Source organism: Massilia antarctica, from assembly GCF_015689335.1.
Taxonomy (GTDB): Bacteria; Pseudomonadota; Gammaproteobacteria; order Burkholderiales; family Burkholderiaceae_D; genus Telluria_A; species Telluria_A antarctica.
Genome location: NZ_CP065053.1, coordinates 5,388,671 through 5,413,877 on the forward strand (window position 1 = coordinate 5,388,671; position 25,207 = coordinate 5,413,877).

Annotated in this window: 10 protein-coding genes (1 of these 10 only partly in view); 7 read left to right on the forward strand and 3 right to left on the reverse strand. The window is 63.5% G+C overall.

The features are described from left to right. From IV454_RS23840 to IV454_RS23860, 5 genes are all read left to right on the forward strand, one after another. Window positions 1-19,873 carry the 3' portion of a polymorphic toxin-type HINT domain-containing protein gene (locus tag IV454_RS23840; protein ID WP_206088148.1) on the forward strand. It extends 12,773 nt beyond the left edge of the window, so 19,873 of the gene's 32,646 nt are visible here — the last part of the coding sequence; its start codon lies off the left edge, out of view; its stop codon occupies window positions 19,871-19,873. Between the two features lies 1 nt (window position 19,874). After that, window positions 19,875-20,381: a hypothetical protein gene (locus IV454_RS23845; protein ID WP_206088149.1), complete on the forward strand. Its 507-nt coding sequence runs from the start codon at window positions 19,875-19,877 to the stop codon at window positions 20,379-20,381. 358 nt (window positions 20,382-20,739) lie between these two features. Continuing rightward, window positions 20,740-20,958 carry a hypothetical protein gene (locus IV454_RS33610; RefSeq protein WP_206088150.1) on the forward strand — a complete coding sequence of 73 codons (219 nt, stop codon included), beginning with the start codon at window positions 20,740-20,742 and terminating at the stop codon, window positions 20,956-20,958. 166 nt (window positions 20,959-21,124) lie between these two features. Further along, window positions 21,125-21,358 (forward strand): hypothetical protein, encoded by a 234-nt coding sequence (locus IV454_RS23855; RefSeq protein WP_206088151.1) that lies wholly within the window; start codon window positions 21,125-21,127, stop codon window positions 21,356-21,358. A gap of 170 nt (window positions 21,359-21,528) precedes the next feature. Beyond that, the gene (locus IV454_RS23860) at window positions 21,529-22,011 is read left to right on the forward strand and encodes a hypothetical protein (protein WP_206088152.1); all 483 of its coding nucleotides are present in this window, start codon (window positions 21,529-21,531) and stop codon (window positions 22,009-22,011) included. 44 nt (window positions 22,012-22,055) lie between these two features. Here the strand turns inward: IV454_RS23860 and IV454_RS23865 are convergent, their stop codons facing one another. Then, window positions 22,056-22,631, reverse strand: a complete 576-nt coding sequence (locus tag IV454_RS23865) for a tetratricopeptide repeat protein (RefSeq protein WP_206088153.1) — start codon at window positions 22,629-22,631, stop codon at window positions 22,056-22,058. A gap of 273 nt (window positions 22,632-22,904) precedes the next feature. Here IV454_RS23865 and IV454_RS23870 point away from each other — a divergent pair, with 273 nt between their 5' ends. Next, window positions 22,905-23,543: a PEP-CTERM sorting domain-containing protein gene (locus tag IV454_RS23870; RefSeq protein ID WP_206088154.1), complete on the forward strand. Its 639-nt coding sequence runs from the start codon at window positions 22,905-22,907 to the stop codon at window positions 23,541-23,543. 24 nt (window positions 23,544-23,567) lie between these two features. Here IV454_RS23870 and IV454_RS23875 read toward each other — a convergent pair whose 3' ends face one another. Together IV454_RS23875 and IV454_RS23880 are read right to left on the reverse strand one after the other, a co-directional pair. Next, the gene (locus IV454_RS23875) at window positions 23,568-23,954 is read right to left on the reverse strand and encodes a hypothetical protein (protein WP_206088155.1); all 387 of its coding nucleotides are present in this window, start codon (window positions 23,952-23,954) and stop codon (window positions 23,568-23,570) included. Between the two features lie 43 nt (window positions 23,955-23,997). Continuing rightward, window positions 23,998-24,621: a tetratricopeptide repeat protein gene (locus tag IV454_RS23880; protein ID WP_206088156.1), complete on the reverse strand. Its 624-nt coding sequence runs from the start codon at window positions 24,619-24,621 to the stop codon at window positions 23,998-24,000. 309 nt (window positions 24,622-24,930) lie between these two features. Here IV454_RS23880 and fliQ point away from each other — a divergent pair, with 309 nt between their 5' ends. Continuing rightward, window positions 24,931-25,203: a flagellar biosynthesis protein FliQ gene (gene fliQ, locus IV454_RS23885; RefSeq protein ID WP_054262455.1), complete on the forward strand. Its 273-nt coding sequence runs from the start codon at window positions 24,931-24,933 to the stop codon at window positions 25,201-25,203. Window positions 25,204-25,207 lie beyond the last annotated feature (4 nt).

The following is a 25,207-nucleotide window of genomic DNA, read 5'->3' on the forward strand; positions in this document are numbered from 1 at the left end:
CCGCACCGATGGCCTGGGCAATGTCAGCGCCATCACCTACGACGCCAACGGCAACCAGACCAGCCAGATCGACGGCAATGGCAATGTCACCAGCTTCAGCTACGACGCGGGCAATCTGCTGCTGTCGCAGACCGATGCGCTGGGCAAGGTCACCGCGTACACCTACGACCAGAGCGGCAACCGCACCGGCATCGTCGATGCGCGCGGCGCCAGCACCCAGAATGTGTACGACGCCAACAACCAGCTGATCAAGGTCACCGATGCGCTGGGCCAGGTGCAAAGCTTCGCCTACGATGCGGTCGGCAATCGGGTCGGCATCACCGACGCCGCCGGCGCTGTGTGGCACTTCGGCTACGACGGCAATGGCCGGGTCGTGAGCGAAACGAGCGCGCTCGGCGCGCTCACCACCTACGCCTACGATGCGGTGGGCAACAAGATCACGAGCACCGATGCGCTCGGCCATGCGACCACCTTCACCTACGACACGATCGACCGGATCAGCACCCGCACCGATGCGCTGGGCAACAAGACCACTTACGATTACTCCCCGCGCGGCACGGTCGGCAGCCGCATGTCGGTCACCGACGCCAAAGGCGCCCAGGACATCTATTACTACGATACCGCCGGGCGGGTAGTGAGCCAGGAAGGGATCGTCGCGCGCCGCAAATACGTCTACGATGCATTCGGCAACCGGACAGAACAGATCTACAGCGACCATCGCAACACGGTCGACATCGGCAACCGCTTGAGCGGCCAGACCGACTTCATGGGTAACTTCACGACCTTCAAGTACGATGCCGCGGGCAACCGCATCGAGGCGACCGATGCCAACGGCAACAAGACCAGCTACACCTACGATGCCGACAACCGCCTGACCAGCCAGACCGACGCCCTGGGCGGGGTGACCCGCTATGCCTACGACGAAGTGGGCAACCAGATCAGCCGCACCGATGCGCTCGGCAACACCGTGTCCACCCGCTACGACTTGCTGGGCCGCCCGATCGGCCAGACCGACGCCCTCGGCGGCATCAGCAGCACCGAGTACGATGCCACCGGCAACCGGGTCAAGGTCAGCGACGAACTGGGCCATGTGACCAGCTTCGTCTACGATGCCGATCACCGCCTGCTGAGCCAGACCGACCCGCTCGGCCATGTCAGCAAGTATGCCTACGATGCCGTGGGCAACCGGGTGCGCATGGAAGACGCGCTCGGCCGGGTCACCTTCACCACCTACGACGACGTCAACCGCCAGGCCACGGTGACCGACGCGCTCGGCGGCGTGACCACATTCAGCTACGACAAGGTGGGCAACCGCACCAAGGTGGTCGATGCCAACGGCCACGCGACCACCTTCACCTACGCCTACGACAACCAGGTCGAGACCAAGACCGATGCCCTGGGCAACACCACCCGTTATGAGTACGACGATTTCGGCAATCTGCATTACCTGCAAGATGCGCGCGGCAATACCAGCTGGTTCTATTACAACGAAAACGGCGCCCTGGTCGGCAACCGCGACCCGTTCTACAATGCCGACGCCTACACGGTCGATGCGGTCGGCAACCGCACCAGCCATACCGACAAGAACGGCCACGTCACCACCTACACCTACGATGCGCTGAACCGCCTGGCGACCACGACCGATCCGGAAGGCAACGTCACCACCGTCGCTTACGACGCCGTGGGCAACCGTACCAAGGTCACCGACGGCAACGGCCACGCCACCCAGGTCGCTTACGATGCCAACGGCCGCGCCGTCAGCCAGACCGACGCGCTGGGCGGGGTCACCAAGTTCACCTACGATGCGGTGGGCAACCGCCTCACCCTGACCGATGCCGCAGGCAACGTCAGCAGCACCAGCTACGACGCCCTGGACCGGGTCGCGAGCCAGACCAATGCCCTCGGCCAGGTCACGCTGCTGGCCTACGATCCGGTCGGCAACCGCACCACCTTGACCGATGCCAGCGGCTTTGTCATCCGCTTCGCCTACGACGATCTGAACCGCGTGGTCAGCCAGACCGATGCGCTGGGCGGCGTGACCGGCACCACCTACGATGCGGTCGGCAATCGCCTGAGCAGCAGCGACGAGAACGGCCATGTCACCCGGTTCGCCTACGATGCGGCGAACCAGCTGGTCACCCTGACCGATGCGCTGGGCAACGTCACGACCACCACCTACGACAAGAACGGCAACCGGGTGCGGGTCACCGATGCCCTCGGCGTCTACGCGGAATCGACCTACGACAGCATGAACCGCCTGGCGTCGCAAACCAGCTTTGCCAAGGACCAGTTCGGCGCCAACCAGCGCAGGCTGACCCTGTATTATTTCTATGACAAGGCCGGCAATGTACTCAAGGTCAGCGAGTCCGGGTACGCGCAGGCGGCCGGTGTCGACAGCTACACCTACGATGGCAACGACCGGGTCGCCAGCCATACCGATGCGCTAGGCAACGTCACGCACTATGCCTACGATGGGGCAGGGCAGCAGACGGTGGTCACCGATCCGAACGGCCATGCCGTCACCTACGCCTACGATAGCCTGAACCGCCAGACCAGTGTCACCGATGCGCTGGGCCATGCCACCACCTACGCCTACGACGTGGTGGGCAACCGCATCGCCAGCACCGATGCCAACGGCCATACGACCACGTATGCCTATGACGCGCTGGGTCGCATGGTCAGCCAGACCGGCGCCCTGGGCGGCAAGACCGCCTACGCCTATGACATCGCGGGCAATGTCAGCGCCGTCACCGACGCCGCCGGGAATGTGTCGCGCTCGATCTACGACGCCAACCGCCGCCTGCTCAGCCAGACCGATGCGCTCGGCAACGTCACCAGCTACACCTACGACCCGGCCGGCAACCGCCTCGGGGTCAAGGATGCCAACGGCCACCTGACCAGCTATCTGTACGACGCCGTCAACCAGATGACCAAGGTGACCGATGCGCTCGGCGGGGTGACCAGCCACGCCTATGATGCGGTGGGCAACCGGATCCAGACCACGGATGCGAACGGCAACGTGGTGGTGTTCACCTACGATGCCGCGCGTTCCCTGGAGAAGCGGGTCGACGCGGGCGGGGTAGCGACCCTCTACGGCTATGACCACAACGGCAATCTGCTGTACCAGGACATGGTCGGCAACCAGTACCAGGGCAGGGTCCATGCGACCTACGACGCGCTCGACCGGGTGGTCAAGACCGAGGCGCGCCAGTACAACTCGTGGAGTGACCAGACCCTCTCCACCCTGGGCTACGACAAGGCCGGCAACCGGGTCAGCATGACCGACGGCAACGGCAATATCACGACCTATGCCTACGACAGCGCCGACCGTCTGCTCAGCCAGACCGACGCGCTGGGCCATGTCACCAGCTACACCTACGATGCGGTGGGCAACCGGATCAGCCAGACCGATCCGAACGGCAACACGACCACCTACACCTACGATGCCGAGAACAAGCTGGTCGGGCAGCGCGACGCCGCCGGCGGCACCAGCGCGTTCAGCTACGACGTGCTCGGCAATATGCTCAGCTCGACGGACGCGAACGGCAACAAGACCAGCTTCAGCTACGACGCCAACCAGCACCTCTTGAGCCAGACCGATGCCCTGGGCAACGTCAGCCGCTTCGCCTACGATGCGGTGGGCAACCAGCTGGCGCAAACCGACGCCGCCGGCGCCGTCATCGCCACGGTCTACGATGCGCTCAACCGCGTGGCGAGCCGCAAGGATGCGCTCGGCCATGTGACGGCCTATGGCTACGACGCCGTGGGCAACCAGACCAGTGCGACCGACGCCAACGGCCACACCACGGTCTACGCTTACGACAAGAGCAACCGGCGCAGCACGCAAACCGACGCCCTCGGCCATGTGACGACCTATGCCTACGATGGCAAGGGCAACCTGATCCTGCGCACCGAGGCCAACGGCGCGCAAACCACGTACAGCTACGATGTGCTCAACCGCCTGCGCTTCACGGTCGCCGCCAACGGCGTCCGCAGTGGCTACGACTACGATGCCGCCGGCAATCTTACCGCCACCCTGGGCGACTACTACACGCCGCTGCTGACCAATGCCTACGACCAGGCCAACCGCCTTGTCAAGAGCACCGATGCGCTGGGCAACGTCACCAGCTATACCTATGACGACGCCGGCAACCGCATCGGCATGACCGATCCGAACGGCAATGTCAGCAAATATGACTACGACAGCCTGAACCGCCTGGTCAAGACCACGGATGCGCTGGGCAATGTCATGCTCACCACCTACGACGCCGTCGGCAACCGCCTCGCCAGCACCGACGGCAACGGCCACGCCACCACCTTCACCTACGATGCCAACGGCCGCGCCCTGAGCCAGACCACGGCCCTGGGCCATGTCACGTCCAACGTCTACGACAAGGTCGGCAACCTGGTCAGCCGCACCGATGCGAACGGCGGCGTGACGGTCATGGAATACGATGCCGACCGCCGCCTGGTCAAGCAGACCGATCCTCTCGGCAACGTCACCACCTATGGCTACGATGCGGTGGATAACCAGGTCCGGGTGACCGACGCCAACGGGCACGCCAGCACCTTTGCCTACGACGCCGTCAACCAGATGCTGTCGCACACCGATCCGCTCGGACGCGGCACCAGCTATGGCTACGACGAGGTCGGCAACCGCACCAGCGTGACCGATGCGCTGGGCAATGTGACGCACTACGAGTTCGATGGCGCCCACCGCATGATCAAGCAGATCGATGCCAAGGGCGCGGTCACCCGGTTCGCCTACGACCGCTTCGACGTCGTGGTCGAGCGCAACGACGCCGACGGCCGCAGCGAGGGCAAGACCTACGATGCCGGCCACAACCTGACGCGCGAGAGCGATCGCAACGGCAGCGTGACCACCTATGCCTACGACAAGAACGGCAACCGGATCAGCGCGACCGATGCGCGCGGCAACGTCACCGTCAATGCCTACGACGCCCTGAACCGCCTGGTGAGCCAGAAAGATGCGGCCGGCAACGTCACCCTGTTCGCCTACGATGGCGCCGGCAACCTGCTGAGCAGGACCGATGCGCGCGGCGCCAAGACCAGCTATGTCTACGATGCCGACAACCGCCTGGTGCGCAGCGACGATGCGCTGGGCGGCATCACCCGCTACAGCTACGATGGGCTGGGCAACCGCACCGGCCTGACCGACGCCAACGGCAACACAAGCAGCTTCAGCTTCGACGCCAACAGCCGGCAGCTCAGCCAGACCGATGCGCTCGGCCATGTCGACAAGGTCAGCTACGACAAGGTCGGCAACCGCATCAGCAGCACCGATGCGGCCGGCTTCGTCACCTACTACGCCTTCGACGCCGCCGACCAGTTGATCAGCACCACCGATCCGCTGGGCAATAGCACCACCTATGCCTATGACCTGGTCGGCAACCTGCTGACCAGCACCGACGCCAACGGCCATACCAGCACGAATGCCTACGACAGCCTGCAGCGCCTGATCAGCCAGACCGATGCGGTCGGCAATATCACCAGCTACACCTACGACCTGATGGGCAACCGGGTCAGCACCACCGACCCGCGCGGCCACGTCGTCACGAATGGCTACGATGCCATGAACCGCCTGGTCAGCGAACGCGGTGGTCCGTCCAATTTCACGCGCCAGTACGACAGTGTCGGCAACCTGGTCACCACGACCGACGGCATGGGCCACAGCACCACCTACACCTACGACAGCATGAACCGGGTGCAGAGCCAGAAGGATGCGCTGGGCAAGGAGACCCTGTTCGCCTACGACGCGGTGGGCAACCGCAGCGCCGTGACCGACGCCAACGGCAACACCAGCACTTACGAGTTCAATGCGCTCAACGCGCTGGTCAGCGCCACCGATGCGCTCGGCCGCACCACCCGCTACGGCTACGATGCCGTCGGCCAGCGCATCTCGAGCACCGACGCCAACGGCAACCAGACCCGCTACGCCTATGACGGCGCGGGCCACCTGCTGAGCCAGACCAATGCCCTGGGCCAAGTCACGTCCTACGTCTACGACAAGGTCGGCAGTGTGGTCAGCAGCACCTCCCCGGGCGGCGCCGTGACCACCTTCAGCCACGATGCCAACCGGCGCCTGCTGACCCAGGTCGACGCCGATGGCGCCATCACGACCTCGGCCTACGACAAGGTCGGCAACCTGATGAGCCGCACCACGGGCGCCGGCACGGCCCGCGCGGCCACCACCGGCTGGACTTACGACGCCGCCAACTTCGTGCTGTCCGAAACCGACGCGCTCGGCGGCGTGAGCAGCTACGAATACGATGCCAACCACAATATCGTGCTCAGCCGTGACGCGCTCGGCTTCGAGACGCACAACGTCTACGACGCCGTCAATCGCCTGTCATCCCAGACCGATGCGCTGGGCAACGTCACCGGCTACACCTACGACAGCGTCGGCAACGTGCTCACCAAGACCGATCCGCGCCTGCGCCAGGAGCAGTTTGGCTACGATGCCGACAACCGCCTGCTGACCCACACCGACCGGGTCGGCGTGACCACCACCTACACCTACGATGCGGTGGGCAACCGCAAGACCGAGTTGCGCGGCGGCTTTACCAGCACCACCATCTACGACGCGGCCAACCAGGCCGTGGCGGAGATCGACGGCAATGGCATGCGCACCGATTTTGCCTACGATGCGGTGGGCAACCTGATCGAAACGCGGCGCCAGCTGGACTTGCAAGGCACCCAGGTCCAGGTCAGCCGCCAGTACTACGATGCACTCAACCGCAAGGTGGCGCAGCGCAGCGCCGAAGGCTACCTGAGCACCCTCGAGTACGATGCCGCCGGCAATCTCAAGTCGAGCACCACCTGGGCCACCCGGGTAGCAGTGCCGGCGGGCGGCTTGCCGCAAGCGCTGCCGGGCGACCTCAAGTCGGTCAAGCAGTTCACCTACGACAGCATGCACCGCCTGAGCACGGCGAGCGACAGCAATGGCGCCGTCACCGCCTACGCCTACGATGTGCACGGCAACCGCAGCGGCACGACCGCCATGCGTGGCACGGCGATCGAACGCAGCAGCACGGCCGGCTACGACCTGCTGGGCCGCAAGACGTCGGAAACCGATGCCATGGGCAAGCTCACCAGCTACGCCTACGATGCCGTCGGCAACCTGCTGAGCACCACCGACGGCGCCGGCACGGCCGACGCCCGCGTTACCGCCTATGCCTACGACGGCAACGGCCACGTCACCCGCATCACCGATGCGCTCGGCTACGTGACCGTGCGCAGCTACGATGCCAACGGCAACCTGGCCACCGAAACGACGGGCGCCGGCCTGGCCGCGCAAGAGCGCACCATGCAGTACACCTACGACAATGCCAACCAGCTCACCCGCATCGTCAATGCCGCCTTCCCGAACCAGTACACCAGTTTCGCCTACGACGCCAGGGGCAACCGTACCAGCGTGCTCAGCGTTAACAACGACCAGACCGAGCAGAGGTTCCATTTCGATGCCAACGGCAATGCCGACCTGGTCACCGACGGCATGGGCGTCACCACCCGCAATCTGTACGATGGCGCGGGCAACCTGATCGAATCGATCGCTGGTGACAGCGTCAACGGCACGGCGCGCGCGGGCAAGCATACCCGCTACAGTTTTGACCTGGACAATCGCCTGGTCGGCATCACCGATCCGATGAACGCCACCACCACGTTCGAACTCGACTACCAGGGTAACCGGACCAAGGTGACCGACGCCGAAGGCCGGGTCACCCGGCAGAGCTTCGATGCCTCCGGCCGCCTGTTGACCAGCCTGGGCGCCGATGGCGCGCTCACCACCAACGTCTACACCCTGGCCGGCGCGCTCGCATCGAGCACCTTGTCGAACGCCGACGGCAGCGATGCGCGCATCACCAGCAATACCTACGACCTGCTCGATCGCCTGGTCGGCACCACCGATCCGCTGGGCTACACCAGCACGGTCACCTACGACCAGTTCGGCAACCGCATCCGCACCGTCAACGGCGCCTACCTGATCGCTCCGGCCGACCCGCGCTACAGCGCGGCGGCGGCCGCCCTGGCCAAGCCGGTCACGACCTCGGCCAGCTACGACAAGATGAACCACGTCGCCAGCACCACCGACGGCCTGGGCATGCTGACCACGTCCAGCTACGATGCGCGCGGGAACCGCACCAGCCTGACCGTGGCGGCCGGCAGCACCGATGCGCGCATCACCACCTACGCCTACGACCTGGCCGACCGCTTGGTCACGCAAACCACGCCGGCCGGCGCGGTGGTGACGTATGCGTACGGATCGGCGCACCTGACCAAGCCGACCGTGGAAACCCACCAGAACCGGTTCGGCCCGGCCCTGATCACCAGCTACACCTACGACCGCAATGGCCATGTGCTCAGCGCCAGCACCGGCGGCGAGGTGCTCAGCCACGTCTACGATGTCGATGGCAACGCCAGCGCGACCTTCACCGGTTCGTCGAGCGCGCCGCACGGCGTGCTGCGCGAATTCGACGCCGAGGGCCGCCAGACGGCCGAGATCGACGCCCTGGGCGCGCGCACCGAGTACACCTACGACAAGGTCGGCAACCGGCGTACCGTCAAGGATGCCAACGGCAACGTCACCACCCACTGGTACGACAGCGCCAACCGCATCAGCGCCACGCTCGACCCGCTCGGCTACCTGACCAGCTACCGCTACGACGTGGCGGGCAAGCAGATCGAAGCGCACCAGTTCGCCACCGTCTACAGCGGCACGGTGGACCTGGCCAGTGTGCCGGCGGTCGCCGCCGGCCCCAACGACCGCATTGTGCGCGCCGAGTTCGACAAGGATGGACGCCAGGTCGCGGCCATCGGCGCCGACGGTTACCGCAGCGTGTACACCCTGGACGCGGCCGGCAACCGGGTGGTCCTGATCCAGGCCGCCGGCAACAGCTTCGCGCGCGTGGTCAAGACCGATTTCGATGCCGCCAACCGCGCCATCAAGCAGGCCGCCGCCGACGGCACCGTCACCACCAATCAGTACGACAAGGTGGGCAATCTGGTCTCCAGCCTGGCCGCCCCGGCCGGCGAAGTGTCGCGCCTGACCGCCTACACCTACGACCTCGACAACCGGCGCCTGTCCTCGACCCAGGACCCGGCCGGCTTGAACATCAGCCAGAGCGTCCAGTACGACGACCTCGGCAACGTGATCGTCACCATCGACGGCGACGGCCGCATCATGCGCAACACCTACAACACGGCCGGCCGCCTGGTCACCGTCAAGAATGGTGTCGACCAGACGGTGCAGTCGTTCTCCTACGATAACCACGGCAATGTGATCAGCGAAGTCGGCAAGGATGGCGCCAAGCAGTACACCTACGACGCCAATAACCGCAAGCTGAGCCAGTCGTTCGCCGCCGCCTACGAGTACACCATCAGCGGCGGCAGCCAGTACCGCACCAGCACCGTGACCTACCAGTACGATGGCTTGGGCAACCTGGTGCAGACGGTCGATGCGAATGGCTTCCTGACCACCAATTACTACGATGCCGGCCAGCACATGGTGGCCCAGCTCGATGCCGACAATGTGCTGCACGAGTACGATTTCAATGGCTTCGGCGAACGCAGCGGCGAGCGCCTGTACATGACCCGGGTCGATGTCGCGCGCAACCCGGCCGTCCGGCCTGGTACGCCGGCGGGCGAGGTGCGCGCCTATCGCTTTGAGTACGATGTGATGGGGCGCCTGACCCGCAAGGTCTATCCGCAAGTGCAGCTGGCTACCCTGAACACGGCCGGCGCGGGCCCGAGCACGTCCCTGGGCATGGCCACACCAGAAGAGCGCAGCGTCTACGACGCCTTCGGCAACGTGATCGAATCGGGCGCGCTCGACGGCGGCCGCAGCCACGGTTACTACGACAGCAACAACCGCCTGGTGGCCCAGGTCGACGCCATGGGTTACCTGACCCAGTATCAGTTCGACAACAGCGGCAATGTGGTCGCCAAGCGTTCCTACGCCACCGCGCTCGACACTGCCACCCTGAGCCGCAGCACGGCGCCGGCCGCGCCGGGCGGCACTGTCGCCACCACCACCTTCGTCTACGACCGCGCCAACCGCATGATCGAACAGCGCGCTCCGGCCGTGATGGTGACCGACCAGAATACCCACGTCCAGACCGAGCAGGTGGTCGTCACTCGCCGCGTCTACGACAAGGCCGGCAATGTCATCCAGCAGATCGTCGGCGCCGGCAGCGGCGCCCAGCAGATCGAGTATGGCTATTACGACAGCCGCAACCGCCGCATCGGTTCGGTCGACGCCAGCCGTACCCTGACCCTGTACCAGTACGACGACCAGGGCCGCCTGACCCGGGTCGGCCACTTCCTCACGCCGCTCGGCGCCGGGGTCGACCTGGCCACGGTGGCCAGCGACTACACCTCCCTGCGCGCGCTGGCCAGCACCAGCGCCGGTGACGAGTCGAAGTCGTACGCCTACAACGCGCGCGGCCAGCTGATCATCGAGTCGACCGGCACCTCGGCCTTCAACACCTCCGGCAGCACCGCGCTCAACTTCGACATCAGCGCCGGCAGCAGTTCCAAGCGCTATACCTACGATGCCGTGGGCAACCGCACCTGGACCCAGGACGAAGCGGACGCGACCATCCGCAGTTCCTACGACGGCATGGGCCGCACGGTCCAGGTGATCCAGCCGGACAACAGCGGCACCCGCCAATTCTTCGACGCCGCCGGCAATACGGTCTCGACCTACACCGGCGAAATGAAGAACCAGGCGCTCGCCGCCACCGGCATGCAGGCCACCGTCACCGACGTGCTGACCCTGAACTACAGCGTCGGCAGCGCCGGCATGACCTCGTACATCCTGTGGGACACGGCGCCGCACGCCGACCTGGCCGCTTACGCCAACCAGTCCGAGGCGAGCGCCAACCTGGCCACCAGCGCGGCCGTGACGACCTTGCCGCGCCCGGCCTACGGCAGCACGGTCTACTACCGCATCGTCACCCAGGACAATGCCGGCAACCGGGTCTACACCAGCGAACAGAAAGTGGTGATGCCGCAGCAGGTCGAGGACGTGCAGGTCTACCGTCCGGATCCGGCCAGCATGTCGGTGCGGGTCAAGTTCGGCAGCAATGTGGTGGCGCCGGACTTGCTGTACGGTCCGCGCGGCAACGCCAATGCGGTCATGCACATGACCCTGGCGCAGGATGGCTACTATGAAGCACTCCTGCCGATCAACGGCGACCCCAACAGCTTCGGCTTCAAGCTGCAGTGGCAGGGCACCGATGGCGCCGCCTTCGCCACCGGCGAGAAATCGTTCCAGGCGCCGACCGACCGGGTCGGCGCGGCCACCAGCACCACCGAGACGGTGGTGCCTGGCGGCATTCAGCTAGCCTACAATGTGTCGGTGTCCAACCCGGGCACCGCCTTCTCGCTGATCACCGCCCAGTGGCGGGTGGCCGGCAGCGGCTTGCCGTTCACGGCCACCGGTTCGCCGAACGGCCAGTTGACCCTGGGCGCCGACCGGCCTTTGACGGCCGGCACCACCTACGAAATCGTCATCCGCGGCGTCACCGCCGACGGCGACGAAACCCTGATCGACCACATGCTGTTCGCGCCGACCGGGACCGACGGCAAGTCGACCTCGTTCGGCTCGCTCTGCTGGACCCCGCCATCGACTGGCAGCACCCAGGCCGTGGTGGTGGGCGGCCAGCTGGCCCGGACCGAGCGCTTCGAAGGCCGGGTGCTGGTGCGCACCGGCTACTACGCTTCCAGCGCGCTGGGCCTGTACTACACCGACAAGGTGGCCGAGGCGCACAGCGTCGCCAGCAACTCGAGCGTGTGGCAGGAATGGGAACCGAAGCTGGTCTGGCACAGCGACTTCTTCGGCGGCGGCCATTATGTCGACGAAGGCCAGTGGGTGCAGAAGGGCTACAACCTGGCCTTCAGCGCCACCCTGTCGGGCGCCGAAGCGGCGCGCGCCGGATCCGGCCTGCATTTCTCGTGGCGTGCCACGGGCAGCGGCGACGGCACCACCTTCGGCAACGATGTGCTGATGAGCAATACGGGCGGCGGCAATTACCGCTATGCGATGGATCACGTGCCATTGCCGGCCTCCAGCATCGATTACAAGATGTGGTACACGGATGCGCAGGGCCGCGAAGTCATCGTCCAGTGGAACCAGGCGCGCAGCGACGTCAACACCAGCCAGGGCGGCTATTCCGACGTGGTCCAGGCGCGCGAGCAGGGTGCGCGCATGAACGGCCCGTCGGTCAGCGCCGGTACCTACCTGGGCCGCATGACCAGCGCCGATTTCATGAACGGCATGGTATTGCAATCGGTCGCCACCGGCCTGGCCGGCGGCAGCCTGGACGCGAGCCCGAGCGGCGCCGGCTACTCGATCGAGTCGACCTACAACGCGCTCAACGCCAAGACCGGCAGCACCGAGACCGATGGCGTCTGGCGCGAATACCGGGTCGACGCCAACGGCCGCGCGCTGGAAACGGTGACCCTGGGTGTGAAGGGCGGCAGCCACGGCAGCAGTTCCTTCGCCCAGTACGATTTGAACGGCAACAAGGTGGCCCAGTACGATACCGCCTTCGTTCCGGCCGGCGGCGCCGAACTGCGTCGGCCGCTGACCCGCTACGCCTACGATTACCTGGGCCATATGCTGGCCCAGACCGATGCGGCGGGCAACACGACTTACTTCAGCTACAACGCGGCGGGCCAGAAGGTCAGCGAAACGAATGCCCTGAACAAGGTCAAGAGCTACGGCTACGATGCGCTCGGCCATGCGGTGCAGGTCACGAACGAAGCGGGCTACACCAGTTACACGCGCTTCGACCAGGCCGGCAACATGATCGAAGAGACCGACGCCACCGGCCGCGCCACCTTCTACACGCGCGACGGCTTCGGCCGCATCACGGCCATCATCGACGGCAACAATAACGCCACGGTGATGCGTTACGACCTGCAAGGGCATGTGCTGCAGCAAGGCACGGTCGAGTTCGACTACGATACGCGCGGCAACCGCATCGCCGAGCACGATGCCGGCAACTACTGGGGTCACCGGCGCAGCATGGCCTACGACAACCTGGGACGGGTGGTCAGCGTCACGACCAACCCGACCGTCAACGGCAGTTCGACCAGCTCGACCAGCTATCGCCGCTACGATGTCTTCGGCAACCTGATCGCCGCCACCGATGGCGGCGGCAAGACCACGCAAAGCGTGTATGGCGGCTTTGCGCGCCTGCTGCGTTCGATCGATGCCGACGGCAACGCGGTCCTCTTCAGCTACGATGAATTCGGGCGCCAGAGCGGCGAAACGAGCGTCAACGCGGCGCCGCGCAACACCTGGCCGGGCATCGGCGGCGGCGGCGGCGGTGGCGGTTCGCACCAGCAGCAGGGCGCGCTGGTCGGCAACATCGCCAGCAACCTGGTCGCCGGTGCGCGCAATATCCGCCGTAGCTACGACGAGGCCGGCCACCTGGTCGAAATCAACGACCTCGGCACGGGCGTATCGACCCGCTATACCTACGACCTGCAGGGCCATCGGGTGAGCGAGACCACCAATGGCGCGGTGGACACGGAAGGACGCAGCCACAACCGCATGATCGACTATGCCTTCGATGCGCTCGGCCGCATGACGCACTGGAAGGATGCCGTCACCGGCCTGGAAGAAACCGTGACCTACGATGCGGTGGGCAACCAGGTGCGGGTGCAGGGCAGCGGCGGCGGCACCGCAGTCGACCACGGCACCAACTTCGATGGCGCGGGACGGGTGATCAACCTGCGCGAGGGCGGCCCCAACGGCGCCATCGTGGGCAGCTACACGTATGATGCGGCGGGCAACCGCAGCAGCTACCGCGGTGCCAACGGCGCGACCACGATCTATACCTACGACACGCAAAACCGTCCGATCCAGGCCCACCTGCAAAACCCGTCCGAGAATTACGCGGTGGCCGATGGCGACACCCGCTATCCGGTGGGCAATGAAGGCGGTCAGACGACCTACGTCAACGTGACGGTGCAGGACGCGCTCAAGGCGATCGCGCTGCGCAAGTACGCCGACATGAATCGCTGGACCACGATCGCGGCCGACAACGGCCTGACCAATTTCGGCGCCGATGCCCACAGCACTTTGCTGGGCCGCAACCTGGTACTGACCCATGAAAATGACATCGAATGGCAGTACGACGTGGTCGGCAACAACACCCTGTATCGCGAGAAAAAGGATGGAGTCGACTGGAGCACGGTGACCAAGACCTTCGACAATGCGTCGAACATGCTCACCAGCCGCACCGACACGCGCGTGACGATGAGTTTCGACAGCAGCTATGCGCCGCTCACCTTCAACAACGGCTTGCATGCCATGTCGGTGGTCGAGGTCATCAGCAAGGGTGGCAATACCGCCCCCTACGTCAAGAACGAGAGCGAAGGCCAGGAAATTACCCAGCAGTTCAATGGCTCGGGGAAGATCAGCAAGTCGACCATGCGCACCTTCGGCAAGTCGACCAAGACCTATAACTACATTTACGATTACTACAACGACGGGCGCGAGAAGGGCATCCGTGCCTACGGCGACGCCAGCGGCAACGCCAGCTTCGCCTATAACAGCAACAACAAGCTGGTGACCATGAACCAGGGCCGCGGCGACGGCCAGGACCGGGACGAAATCTCGACCTATGTCTACGACAATGCCGACCACATCATCGGCAAGGTGCATGATGACGGCAAGGCCGCCGCGCGCGACCGGGTCGACTACCTGTACGCCGCCGCCAATCCGGTGGCGGAAACGGGCAGCAGTATCAAGAATGGCGCCTACACCGTACTGGACGGCAAGAACTATGCGCTGTTCGAAAACTACGGCAAGGATTTCCCGGGCGGCGGCATGCAGTCGTACACCGTCAAGGGCGGTGAATCGCTGCAGAGCATCGCCGATTCGATGTACGGCAATGCCAGCCTGTGGTACCTGATCGCCGACGCCAACGGCTTGTCCGGCAACGAAACCCTGAAGGGCGGCCAGGTGCTGCGCGTGCCGTCCGCCAACGGCCCGGGCAATATCGATTCGAACACCCACAAGGTGTACAACGAGAACGATATCGTCGGCAGCAAGTTGCCGAACCTGAAATCGCCTCCGCCGAAAGGCAAGGGCGGCTGCGGCGGTTTCCTGCAGGTGCTGATCATCATCGTGGCGGTGGTCGCTTCCTGCTTCCTGGGCCCGCAGATGATGCTGCTGGCACAGGGCATGGGCTTTGCCGCGGGCGGCCTGGCCGCCACCGTTGTGGCCGGCGCCCTGACCGGCGCCGCCGTCAGCGTGGTGACCCAGGTGGCCAGCATCGCGGTCGGCCTGCAGGATGGCTTCAGCTGGAAAGCGGTGGCGATGGGCGCGCTGGGCGGGGCCCTGACGGCTGGGGTCGGCAATCTGAGCGGCGGCATTAACACCGGCTCCTCGATCGTCAACGCCGGCATCAAGGGCGCCCTGTCGAACGTGGCGCAGCAGGGCGTGAGCATGATGATGGGCGAGCAGAAATCGTTCAACTGGCGCTCGGTCGCCGCGGCCGGCCTCGGCGCGGCGGCGGGCGATGCGGTCGGCGGCTTGCTCAAGGATAGCGGCCTGACCAAGCCGGGCGAGATGGCGTATCGCCAGTTGACCAGCGCGAGCACCAGCATTACCAGCCAGCTGGTTTCGACCGGCAAGATCGACTGGCGCTCGGTGGGGGTCAGCGCCCTCATGATGCCGGTCAACGATGCGGTGGCCAAGCAGGGTTACACCGGCGTGGCTGACGCCCTGGCCCAAGGGGCGCTGGGCGCGGTCACGGCCAAGTTGAACAAGAAGGATGCCTGGGCCGGTGCCATCGGCGGCGTGGTTGGCAGCGCCGTCGGGCAGCTGATGCCGCGTGCCTTCGACGCCATGGGGATGAACCCGTACGCGGAAGCGACCGGCCCGACCGAGTTGCTGGACCCGAAAAAGCCGGTCACCTGGAACGACTTCACCAAGTCGCTGACGGCGCCTGGCAGCACCCTGTTCGGCCCGCAAGACATGATGAGCGCGATGACCGGCGCGGTCGCATCGCGCACCGGCAAGGCGTTCGCCCAACTGGCCGAGCGCGACCAGGATGTGGCGGCGCAGGCGGCATCGGGCGCCGCGACGCAGGCGTTCGCCAGCACCGTCAAGGAAGAGCAGGGCGTGCGCGCCAAGGCTGCCCAGCAAGCCAAGGCAGACGCACGGGCCAAGCTGCCCAAGCCTGGCGACGCCGGCGCGGCGACGCCGGCCGCACCAGCTTCGCCAGTGACGCCGTTCATCACCGATCTGCGTCCGAACTGGCTGCGCCAGTGGCAAACGGGCGCCACGGCCTCGGACGGTTCCCTGTTCGGCTCCGCCGTGGACCTGGGGCCAACCCCTGACTTGAGCACCCCAGCCAGCGAGACCGGCGGCTTCAAAATCACCGATCTGCGTCCGAACTGGCTGCGCCAGTGGCAAACGGGCTCCACGGCGTCGGACGGTTCCCTGTTCGGCTTCGGTCTGGACATGGGGCCGACTCTGGATTTCAGCACCCCGGCCAGCGGGAGCGGCGGCTTCAAACCGCGCCCGCGCAGCAATGGCATCCCGGAGCAAGCCGGCGCTGTGCCGGCCGTGGCGGCCGTGGCGGCCGGGACGAAGGAGGTGGCCCTGCAGATCGTGACCGTCGTGGGCCACGCTTACGACGGCAAGATCCCGCTGATGAGCGGTGAAAAGAACGAATCGATCGTCGATACCGGTACAGCCGAGATCTACGCCGACGGCTATTACCCGGTCGATCCCAAGACCGGCGAGCGCTCGGCCTTGGTTGCCGGCGCGCCTTCCCTGGTGAATGTGGATGCGATGGGCCGGCGTAGGGTCGACCTGCGTCTGTCGGTCTTGAACGACAAGGCCGACCCGACCAGCGTGATTGACAGGTTCACCAGCTTTTTCTCCGGCAAGCTCGACAATGCGGCGACCACCTTGACCAAACTGGAGATCGGCGAACGGGACGCCCTGAACGCGATGAGCGCCAGCTATGCGGTCGCGCCTTACCAGGCCGTGATCGACCAGCCGGGCACGGCGGGCAGCAACGCCGCCCCCAAGCCGGATTACTCGGTGATGGGCACCTTGAAGACCTATGCCCACAATATCAAGGCCAGTGTGCTCGGCAAGGCCAAGGATGCGCTGACCGACACCTTTGGCGCCCAGCGCGCCAATGCCTTGATCCGCAACGCCGACAAGGGCATCAACGCCGGTATCGAGACGGTCAAGACGGTCGCGCAGGTGGCCAAGGATTTGCACGACGTGGGAAGCGCGGTCGAGATCAAGCTGGCCCAGAAAGTGATGAATAACGTCGTCAAGGGCATCAATGCCATGGGCGGCGAGATCGACATGAGCGCAGCCAACAAGGTGATGACCGAGAAGGCCAACTCCTTGCTGGAATCGAAAGGCAGCTTTGCCAAGAACGCCATTGTCGGCACCGGTGGCGCCATCACCGGCGCGGTCACGGCGGTGGGCGACCTGGTGGTCGGTGCCGGCAAGCTGGTGTACCTGGCGGCGGCCAATGACGTCTACAACCGGTTCGACATGCTCGGAATGGGCCAGTACGCGCCGGAATTCGCCGGAGATGCGCATAAGCAACTGGTGCAGATCGGCGACGGTATCGGCAAGGCAGTCAAGAAGACCTTCAGCGGCTTGAGCAACGATTTTGGCGGCACGCTCGACAAGGGCTGGCGCGCCGGTGTCAAGGCCGCCTCGACCTACATCGACGAAGTCAAAACGGCAGCGACGGCCGGCGGCGTGCGCGGTTTCGACGCCGGTGTCGACGCGGGCGAAAAGACCTTCAATATCGTCACCACCCTGGCCGGCGTCCCCGGCATGGTGCGCGGCACGGTGAGCGCGGCATCGAAGGTCGTCAATGCCTTCAAGCGCGCCGACCAAGCGGTGGCGGTCGCCAACGCAGGGGCGGAAGCGGCCCAGATCGCGGCCAGGACCGCCAATGCCGGCGCCGAAGCCGCGCAAGCGGGGGCCAATGCAGCCAACGTGGCCGGCGACGCGGCCCAAGTGGCAGCCAACGCCGGCCGCACGGCCTCGGAGGCGTCGCAGGTGGCGGCCAATGCCGGCCACGCGGCCTCGGAAGGGTCGCACGCGGCGCAGGCGGCACGCTCGGCTGAGCATACCGTGGCCGGCGCCGGCGAAGCCGGTGCGGCCTCGAAAGGCGGCACCCAGATCATCAAGACCACCCCGGCCGAGGTGGTCAACGATGCGATGCTGGCGGCCGGCAAAGAACCGGCATGGCATGCGCCGGGCAATGTCGTTACCAAGCTCGAGCCTGCCGGCACCCCCTTTGAAATGGTGGTCGGCCAGGGCCAAGCCGAAGCCTTGATGCGTGGCGAACAGAGCTTCGGTGGCTGGGCTACCCGCGACACCATCACGTCGCAGGATTTTGCGCGCAAGAAGCTGGCCATTCTCGAGGAGTTCAAATCCGACGTATCGCATGTGGTCACGGTCGAAACGACGGTACCGCACCTGCTCAACGAAGGCGTGGTGGGCGCCATGCGCGGCATGCCGGGCGGAGCGGGGCAGGTCGAGCTGCTCGGCGGACGCAACCTGAAGCTGGTGGGTGAGCCGCGCAAGCTGCCACTGACCGATCCGGTGCCGCCGAAAGGTCCGCACGCCGGTGCGCCGGAGCCGCTGCCGGGCTCGCGCGTCGAAGGTCCGCGTGCCGCGGTCGAGCCGACCCCGACCTCCTCGCGAGTGCCGACCGAATCGAGCCCAGCGGCCAAGATGGACATGGGCCAAGGTCTCGACCCGACCCGGCCATTTACCGAGTGCTTCGTGGCCGGTACCCTGATCACCACCTCGACCGGCCTGAAACCGATCGAACAGGTGGCGGTGGGCGACCTGGTGGCCGCGCGCCACCAGTTGACCAAGGAAACGCATTTCAAGGAGGTCATGCAGCTCTTCACGATTGAAGAGAAGAAGATCGTCACCGTCACCCTGGTCGATGGTAAAGGCCAGCTGCAAACCGTCTCCTCGACCGACGAGCACCCGTACTTCGTGCACAACGACTGGTGGAAGGCGGCCCGCGAGCTGAGCGTCGGCGAGAAGATCGAATTGATCGATGGCGGCTATGCCACCATCACCAATGTCGTCATCGAGAAGGAGGTCGCGACCGCCTACAACTTCGAAGTTGCCGACATCCACACCTACTTCGTTGGCCAGATTGGTGTGTTGGTGCACAATATGTGTACCATCAATCACGTCGACCCACGGCCGATGTCGCGTGCCACTGCTGAGGCAAGCCATGGTGCGGAGACGGTGCTGTCTCCAACCGGCGCAAACACTGGAGGGCGGTTAAACTATGCGCCGGCGGCTGCTGAATTCACCGGATCGACTGAACAAATTGGGCGAGGGATGAATGGGGCAAATAGAGTTGGACCGCCAAATACGCTCGCTGATAAAATTATTGATGAGGCCAATCTTGTCGCCGTGCCGGGTGGTGAGATCAGTGCGGCGCAGCGCGAAATTTTGAAGCGAAATTTGCCTGAAGTGCAGCGCAGGAATCCGGCCCAGAACAAAGTGGTACGGCGGGAATTTGAGCGGGACCAAGAGTATCTAAAAGCTCAATGGGAAGAAAAAACTGGAAATAGCTGGCCGACTCAGCAGAATGCCGCAGGCGGATATTCAAGTGCAACACCTCATCATATATTGCCACTGGAAAGCGGTGGCGCCAACAAATGGTGGAATTTAATGCCGACCTTCGGAAAATTACCTAATCACTCCCTTCCTGGAGTTCCCGGTCCGCATGCTGCGGAAGGCGTGCTTCGCGGTTCAATTCAGCGAGGTCCGAAAGCTCTACCACCAGGTACGGTAACTAATTTATGGAAAGATTAATATGACTATAGACGATATTAAAGTTGAGATAGAGCATGCGAAATGGTTCTCGCGGCTCGGGAGTTATAGTGCACCAACTGGGTATTTGGCTCTTGCGGATTTGCGCGCATGGAACAATGCGACATTCGACTCAAGTATTGATGAGCGAAGTGCCAATATTGCCAGTGAAATGGATTGGTTGCCAAGTTCAAGGGAGGAGGAGGATCCAATTCACGGACAAAGATTGATGAAATATTTGGAAGAGGCTGGCATTAATTTTAAAGCTGTGACTCTCGATCTATACAAACAATCCTTGAAATCTTTGAGATCCGTCGATGGAATGAAAATTTGCTCCGGGCCTAACGATTTTTCCCAAGCTGCGATTGGGGCCGCATTGTATTGCGTTCGAATGGCGGCGCTTGAAGTAATGGCTGGTCAGATTGGTTTTTGGTGCTCACTATTAAAAATTTTTGTAAAAGGATATTGGCCGTGTGGCATGCTTCCAGATAAAACCGTAGTTGTATATTGATTTTTTTGGGGGGTAGAGGGAATCATATAGGTATCATGATCCCCTTGGTCATATACGCGCGTTAACAGGTTGTTGAAAAATCCCCTCGCCCCTGTCAACTGGGTGGGGGGCGTATACGCACCCCGTTATATACAAGTATCCGGCCACAGGCCGAAATCAGCACTCCGGCCGAAAGCTGCCTAAATATTGAGCATTTTCAGGCAAAAAAACCGTGGGAAATTCCGGTACCTACGTACTCTAACGATCGGTATGGAACGAAGGTGTTTTCCTAACCCATTGATTTTAAGGGCTGAAAAAGTTGTGTATAACGAGGTGGCGTATACGTTGTGTAATGAAGGTAATTTTTCGAATCGAGGCCATGCGCAAGATCGGCGTCACCCAGCATGCAATGTTCACCTACCGATCGCTGGAAGAACGCATTCTGGCGGAACACCCGCTGCACAAATTGCGCGTTTTGGTCGATGGAATTTTGCAGGGCCTTGCAGTGCGCGCATGTAGCTTGTCGGCGGACATCGACGGTATGCAACGCGCGCTTTGCGATGTGCGTGTCAAGAAGAGCAGGGGTCTGGTCCGATAATTCACTCCAGCATAGCTAAACGATATTTCGTCAGGCAGCGAGAAAATCAGGGCTGCAGATAGTGTGAGGCGACGCTGAGCGGACCGAATAATTTGCAGTTGCTCCTATCAAGATGCATGATGCTGTCAAATATGTCGGCGATAACAGCTTAGAAAATGAAATGGGCATGACAGAAATCGAGATGTACAAGGACAGCGATTCCGTCAACCCGCCTGCCTTTGACGCATTGGAGCAGATCGTCGGCTATCGTCTACTCCGATCGTATCGCGCACTGCTGTCGGCGGCCGATGCGTTGTGGCCCGACGCGCGAGTGTTTAATTTCGTCGATTGTTTGTCGAGCGAGTTCATCAGCCGTCCAAGTTTGCAACGCCGAGCCCGGCGTGCTGGGGGTGTTCCATGACCGTAGCGCCGACGATAGAAGTATGCTGGCTATTTTGCGGCCCGTTCGTTCGAGAAATTAATCGACTTGCAATATAAGCCCATCGTGCAGCAACCTGCGTGAACACGTGGGCGTGACGCGGCCGACTTTATGGCCGGCGCGTCTTTATTGTTTTAAAAAAGGGATACCAAGTGACATTGATTCAAAACTTCCGCGAGATCCGGCGCGACGGAAAAGTGATTGAAGCGGGCGTGGACATGCAAGCGATTCTTGCCCTCGGTTGGTCGCCGGACAAAATCGTGCGGCTGGAGTGGGAGGCGGACGGGCGAACAATCCACCGCGATTGCCCGCACGGCGTGCTGGCCAAGGTGCTGCCCGACCGCATGTCGATCGCGCTGATGGAGCACACGCCGGTGGACACGGGCATGCGCAAGAAACTGTCGGTGATCGATGCGGATGGAACGACCCGCTACGTGATCGCCGATACGCACGTCATCAACGGACGCGCGCTGATGGGCGTGTTTGCCTGGTTCGAGCCAGCGCGGGTCGAGCCGGAGCGCTGTTTTGGCGTGATCTTCCAGACCGTACCCGATGCCGACGGCACGCAGGAGCAATACCAGTTCGATCTCGATATCGCGAGCGGCGAGATCGTCGGCGCGTACGAAAGCCGCTAATGCTGCGCGCCAAGGGTGGCGCGCGAGGGCGCCGCCCTTGGCGATTATTGATACGTGTCGCCAGGCGTCTTCGGCTGGCCCAGGGCGCCGCCCTCGCGCTGCTCTTCCTCGAAGCTGGCCTGCAAGCCGGCGTCGATCGCATCGCGCAGTTCCTTGCCGCGGCCCGCATACAGGTTATCGGCCGGTGCCGACTGCAGCAGGATATCGAGGCTGCGCTTGGCGTCCATGGTTTTACCTTGCTGCGACAACAGCAGGGCGCAGTAAAACAGGGCAGGGGGGTGGGTCGGGGTGCTGGCCAGGATGGCATTGAAAAAGCCTTCCGCTTCCGCCGGCTCGCTATTGTTCATGTGCGTCATGGCCAGCTGGAACTGCTCGTTGACGGCACCCGGATGAGCGACCAGAAAGCGGCGGAACAGTTCTTGCGAGCGGGTGAACAACCCGAGCTGGGCGTACACGCGGGCCGCCATCGACACCGCTTCCGGATCCGGCTCGGGACCGCCGAGGATGCTCTTGAGTTTTTCCAGCGCGCTGTCGAGCTGGTTTTTTTCGACGTCGAGGCGGGCCAGGGCCAGCAGTTCGTCGGCGGCGAAGATGTCGGAGATGTTTCTTGAGACAGTCATGTGTTCCCTTAAATGGTTGCCTGACGGATTAGTCAGGCCGTGGTACAGCGGCAACGGAAGTATTGATTTTACAATTTCATTTAGTGTCTAACTTGCAATTGACGTTGATTATATGATATTCTGTGCAGATTAGTTTGTATAGTTTCCAAGGACCTCAGGGTGGGCATTTTCCACTGATTTTCTTGCCCTGAGTTTAAGTTCAGGTGCCGTAGCGGCAGGCAGTCGGATCGCTACCCGTTTCTCATCGTTGTATTTCTGTCGAGGTTCTATCGCATGGCAATTCGCAAGCTCACTCTCATGCACGGCGCATGCGCCCTGATGTTCGCGGCGCTTGCCGCCGGCAATGCCAGTGCCCAGGGCACCATCCTCACCTTTGAAGACCAGTATCCCGGGTTTGAATCCGAGGGTGAGCTTGAGCCCGACTATGCCGGCTTCAACTGGAGCGGCAGTCCCGGTTTCGTCACCAGCCTGTCGGCGACTACCGGCGGATTCCGCAACGGCACGATCGGCCAGGTCGGCCTGGTGGCCTACGACGGCAGCGTCACGTTTTCGCGCGCGACCGCCTTCAATTTTCTCGATTCCTACGTCGCCTCGGCCTGGCGCGATGGCGAAAGCGTGACCGTCGAAGGCTGGCGCAACGGCGCCATGACGTATTCGTCGAGCTTCCTGGTGTCCACTTCGCAGGGCAAGTTCGCGTTCAACTTCACCAATGTCGACAAGGTCAGCTTTCGCGGCGAAGGCGGCGTAACGATCCTGGACGCCAATGCGGGCGAGGGTGCGCATCTGGTGCTGGACAATCTCTCCGTGAGCGAGATCTCGCCGGTCCCGGAACCGGCCACGGTCTGGATGCTGCTGGGCGGCTCCCTGGTGCTGTTGGCCGCCGCCCGCCGCCGCAAGGCACACAAGGCCTGAACCGGCGGCGCCGTCGCTGACTTCTTAGCGCGGCGCCGTGGTCAGATGGGCGATCGCCTTGTCCACCATGGCGCCCAGTTCGGCGTCGGACTCCATCGTTCCCTGAACATCGTCGACCAGCTGATAGAAGCGCGGATCGTTGATCAGGTGTTCGCCCAGATGGGACAATAAAATCGATTCGAGAAAGATGCGGAACGCCTTGCGCCCGCGTTGGGGGTCGTCGCGCTCGATGCTGTTGATGCGCATGCCGATCGATGATTCGAGCCGCTCGCGGGTCGAGGCACCGGCGCGGCGCGGCGTGCCGCGCGCGCTGGGGCGGGCCGCTTTCTGGCCGCTCAGCTCGACCCGCGGCGCCAGCTGCGAGCGAATCGCCGCGACGAGCTGGCTGACCGATCCGATGGATGAAGGCACGGGGCGCTGAACTGAAAAAGCCGGCTACGAGAACCTTGCCGGCTTACTGCTTGCCGCCGCTGGTATAGGCGGACAGGAAGATGGGATTGGCAACTTGGTCGTCGGGCACGGGCGGCGTTTCCGCGGCCTCGGCCGGCGCGGCCGCAGCCTGCGCCGCGGCGGCCAGCGTTTCCGGCGGCAGCGCGTTGACCTTGTCGACGATCAGCTGCATGTCGGTATTGAGCGCCGGGTTGTCGGTATTGAGTGCCATCCCCTTGCTCATGCACGCGAGCGTGTCGGCAAATTCATTGCGCATCAGGTGGATCAGGCCGCTGCCGAACTGGTTCAGGGCATGCTGTTCGCCCAGTTCCTGCAAGGGCAGCAGGGTGCTCATGGCGCGCTCGGCGTCGCCGCTGGTCAGTTGCAACAAGCCCAGCTGGAAGCGCGCGATGGCGAAGCTCGGGTCGACCGCCAGCGCCGATTCCATCTCGGCGGCGGCGCGGTCGTACATTTGCAGCTGCGCATAGCCGGCGCCGAGCAGCAGATGGGCCGGGGCGGTGGCGTCGGGACGCGCGACCGCTTCCTTCAGGTAGGTCAGGGAGGCGCCGGAATTGCCGAGACGGTCGGCCTCGAGGGCGAGGTGAATCAGTTCCGACTGGTCGAGCGTGGAGAATGATGCGGCTGTCATGTTGTGGCGCTGTAGTGGGTTGCGGAGGCAGGCCTGGCGGATGCCATATAAACAATGACATCCATACCATACCCTCGATGCTGCTTTAGTGCTGCAACTCTAGCACGTTTCTCGTGCAATTTGCGTTGCTCAGGTAAAATTGTCAAAATTCAACGTGATACACTGCGCGGCTGTGTCCTAGTTTCCAACGTTTTATATTTATTGCTTTGACAGTCAAAAAATAGGTCTATAAACTCCCTCATGTTTTTGAACGCGTAAACATGCGGCCGCGCTGCCAATCAAATCGTTCGTCATCGAGTTTCGGGGAGTATGGGTGTGAAGTCTGACGTTGCTGTACAACTGCTCGCCGATCTGCTGTGGAATGCCCTGTTGATTTCCGCCCCGCTGCTGGGCATCACCCTGGTGGTGGGCCTGGCGGTCAGCGTGCTGCAGGTGGTTACTCAAGTCCAGGAGATGTCGCTCACCTATATACCGAAGATTATCGCGGCGGTGTTGGTGCTGGTGGCGTTTGGTCCATGGATGCTTAATCGGCTGCTTGGTTTTTCGGCGAGCCTGATCCGTAATATTCCCAATTATTTTTAAGAAC

Bases quoted from the DNA above. Each gene is read 5' to 3' on its own strand.
- IV454_RS23845 (WP_206088149.1), top strand. From the start codon at position 19,875: ATGACTATAGACGATATTAAAGTTGAGATAGAGCATGCGAAATGGTTC.
- IV454_RS23865 (WP_206088153.1), bottom strand. From the start codon at position 22,631: ATGACTGTCTCAAGAAACATCTCCGACATCTTCGCCGCCGACGAACTG.
- fliQ (WP_054262455.1), top strand. From the start codon at position 24,931: ATGGGTGTGAAGTCTGACGTTGCTGTACAACTGCTCGCCGATCTGCTG.
- IV454_RS33610 (WP_206088150.1), top strand. From the start codon at position 20,740: ATGCGCAAGATCGGCGTCACCCAGCATGCAATGTTCACCTACCGATCG.
- IV454_RS23880 (WP_206088156.1), bottom strand. From the start codon at position 24,621: ATGACAGCCGCATCATTCTCCACGCTCGACCAGTCGGAACTGATTCAC.
- IV454_RS23870 (WP_206088154.1), top strand. From the start codon at position 22,905: ATGGCAATTCGCAAGCTCACTCTCATGCACGGCGCATGCGCCCTGATG.
- IV454_RS23855 (WP_206088151.1), top strand. From the start codon at position 21,125: ATGACAGAAATCGAGATGTACAAGGACAGCGATTCCGTCAACCCGCCT.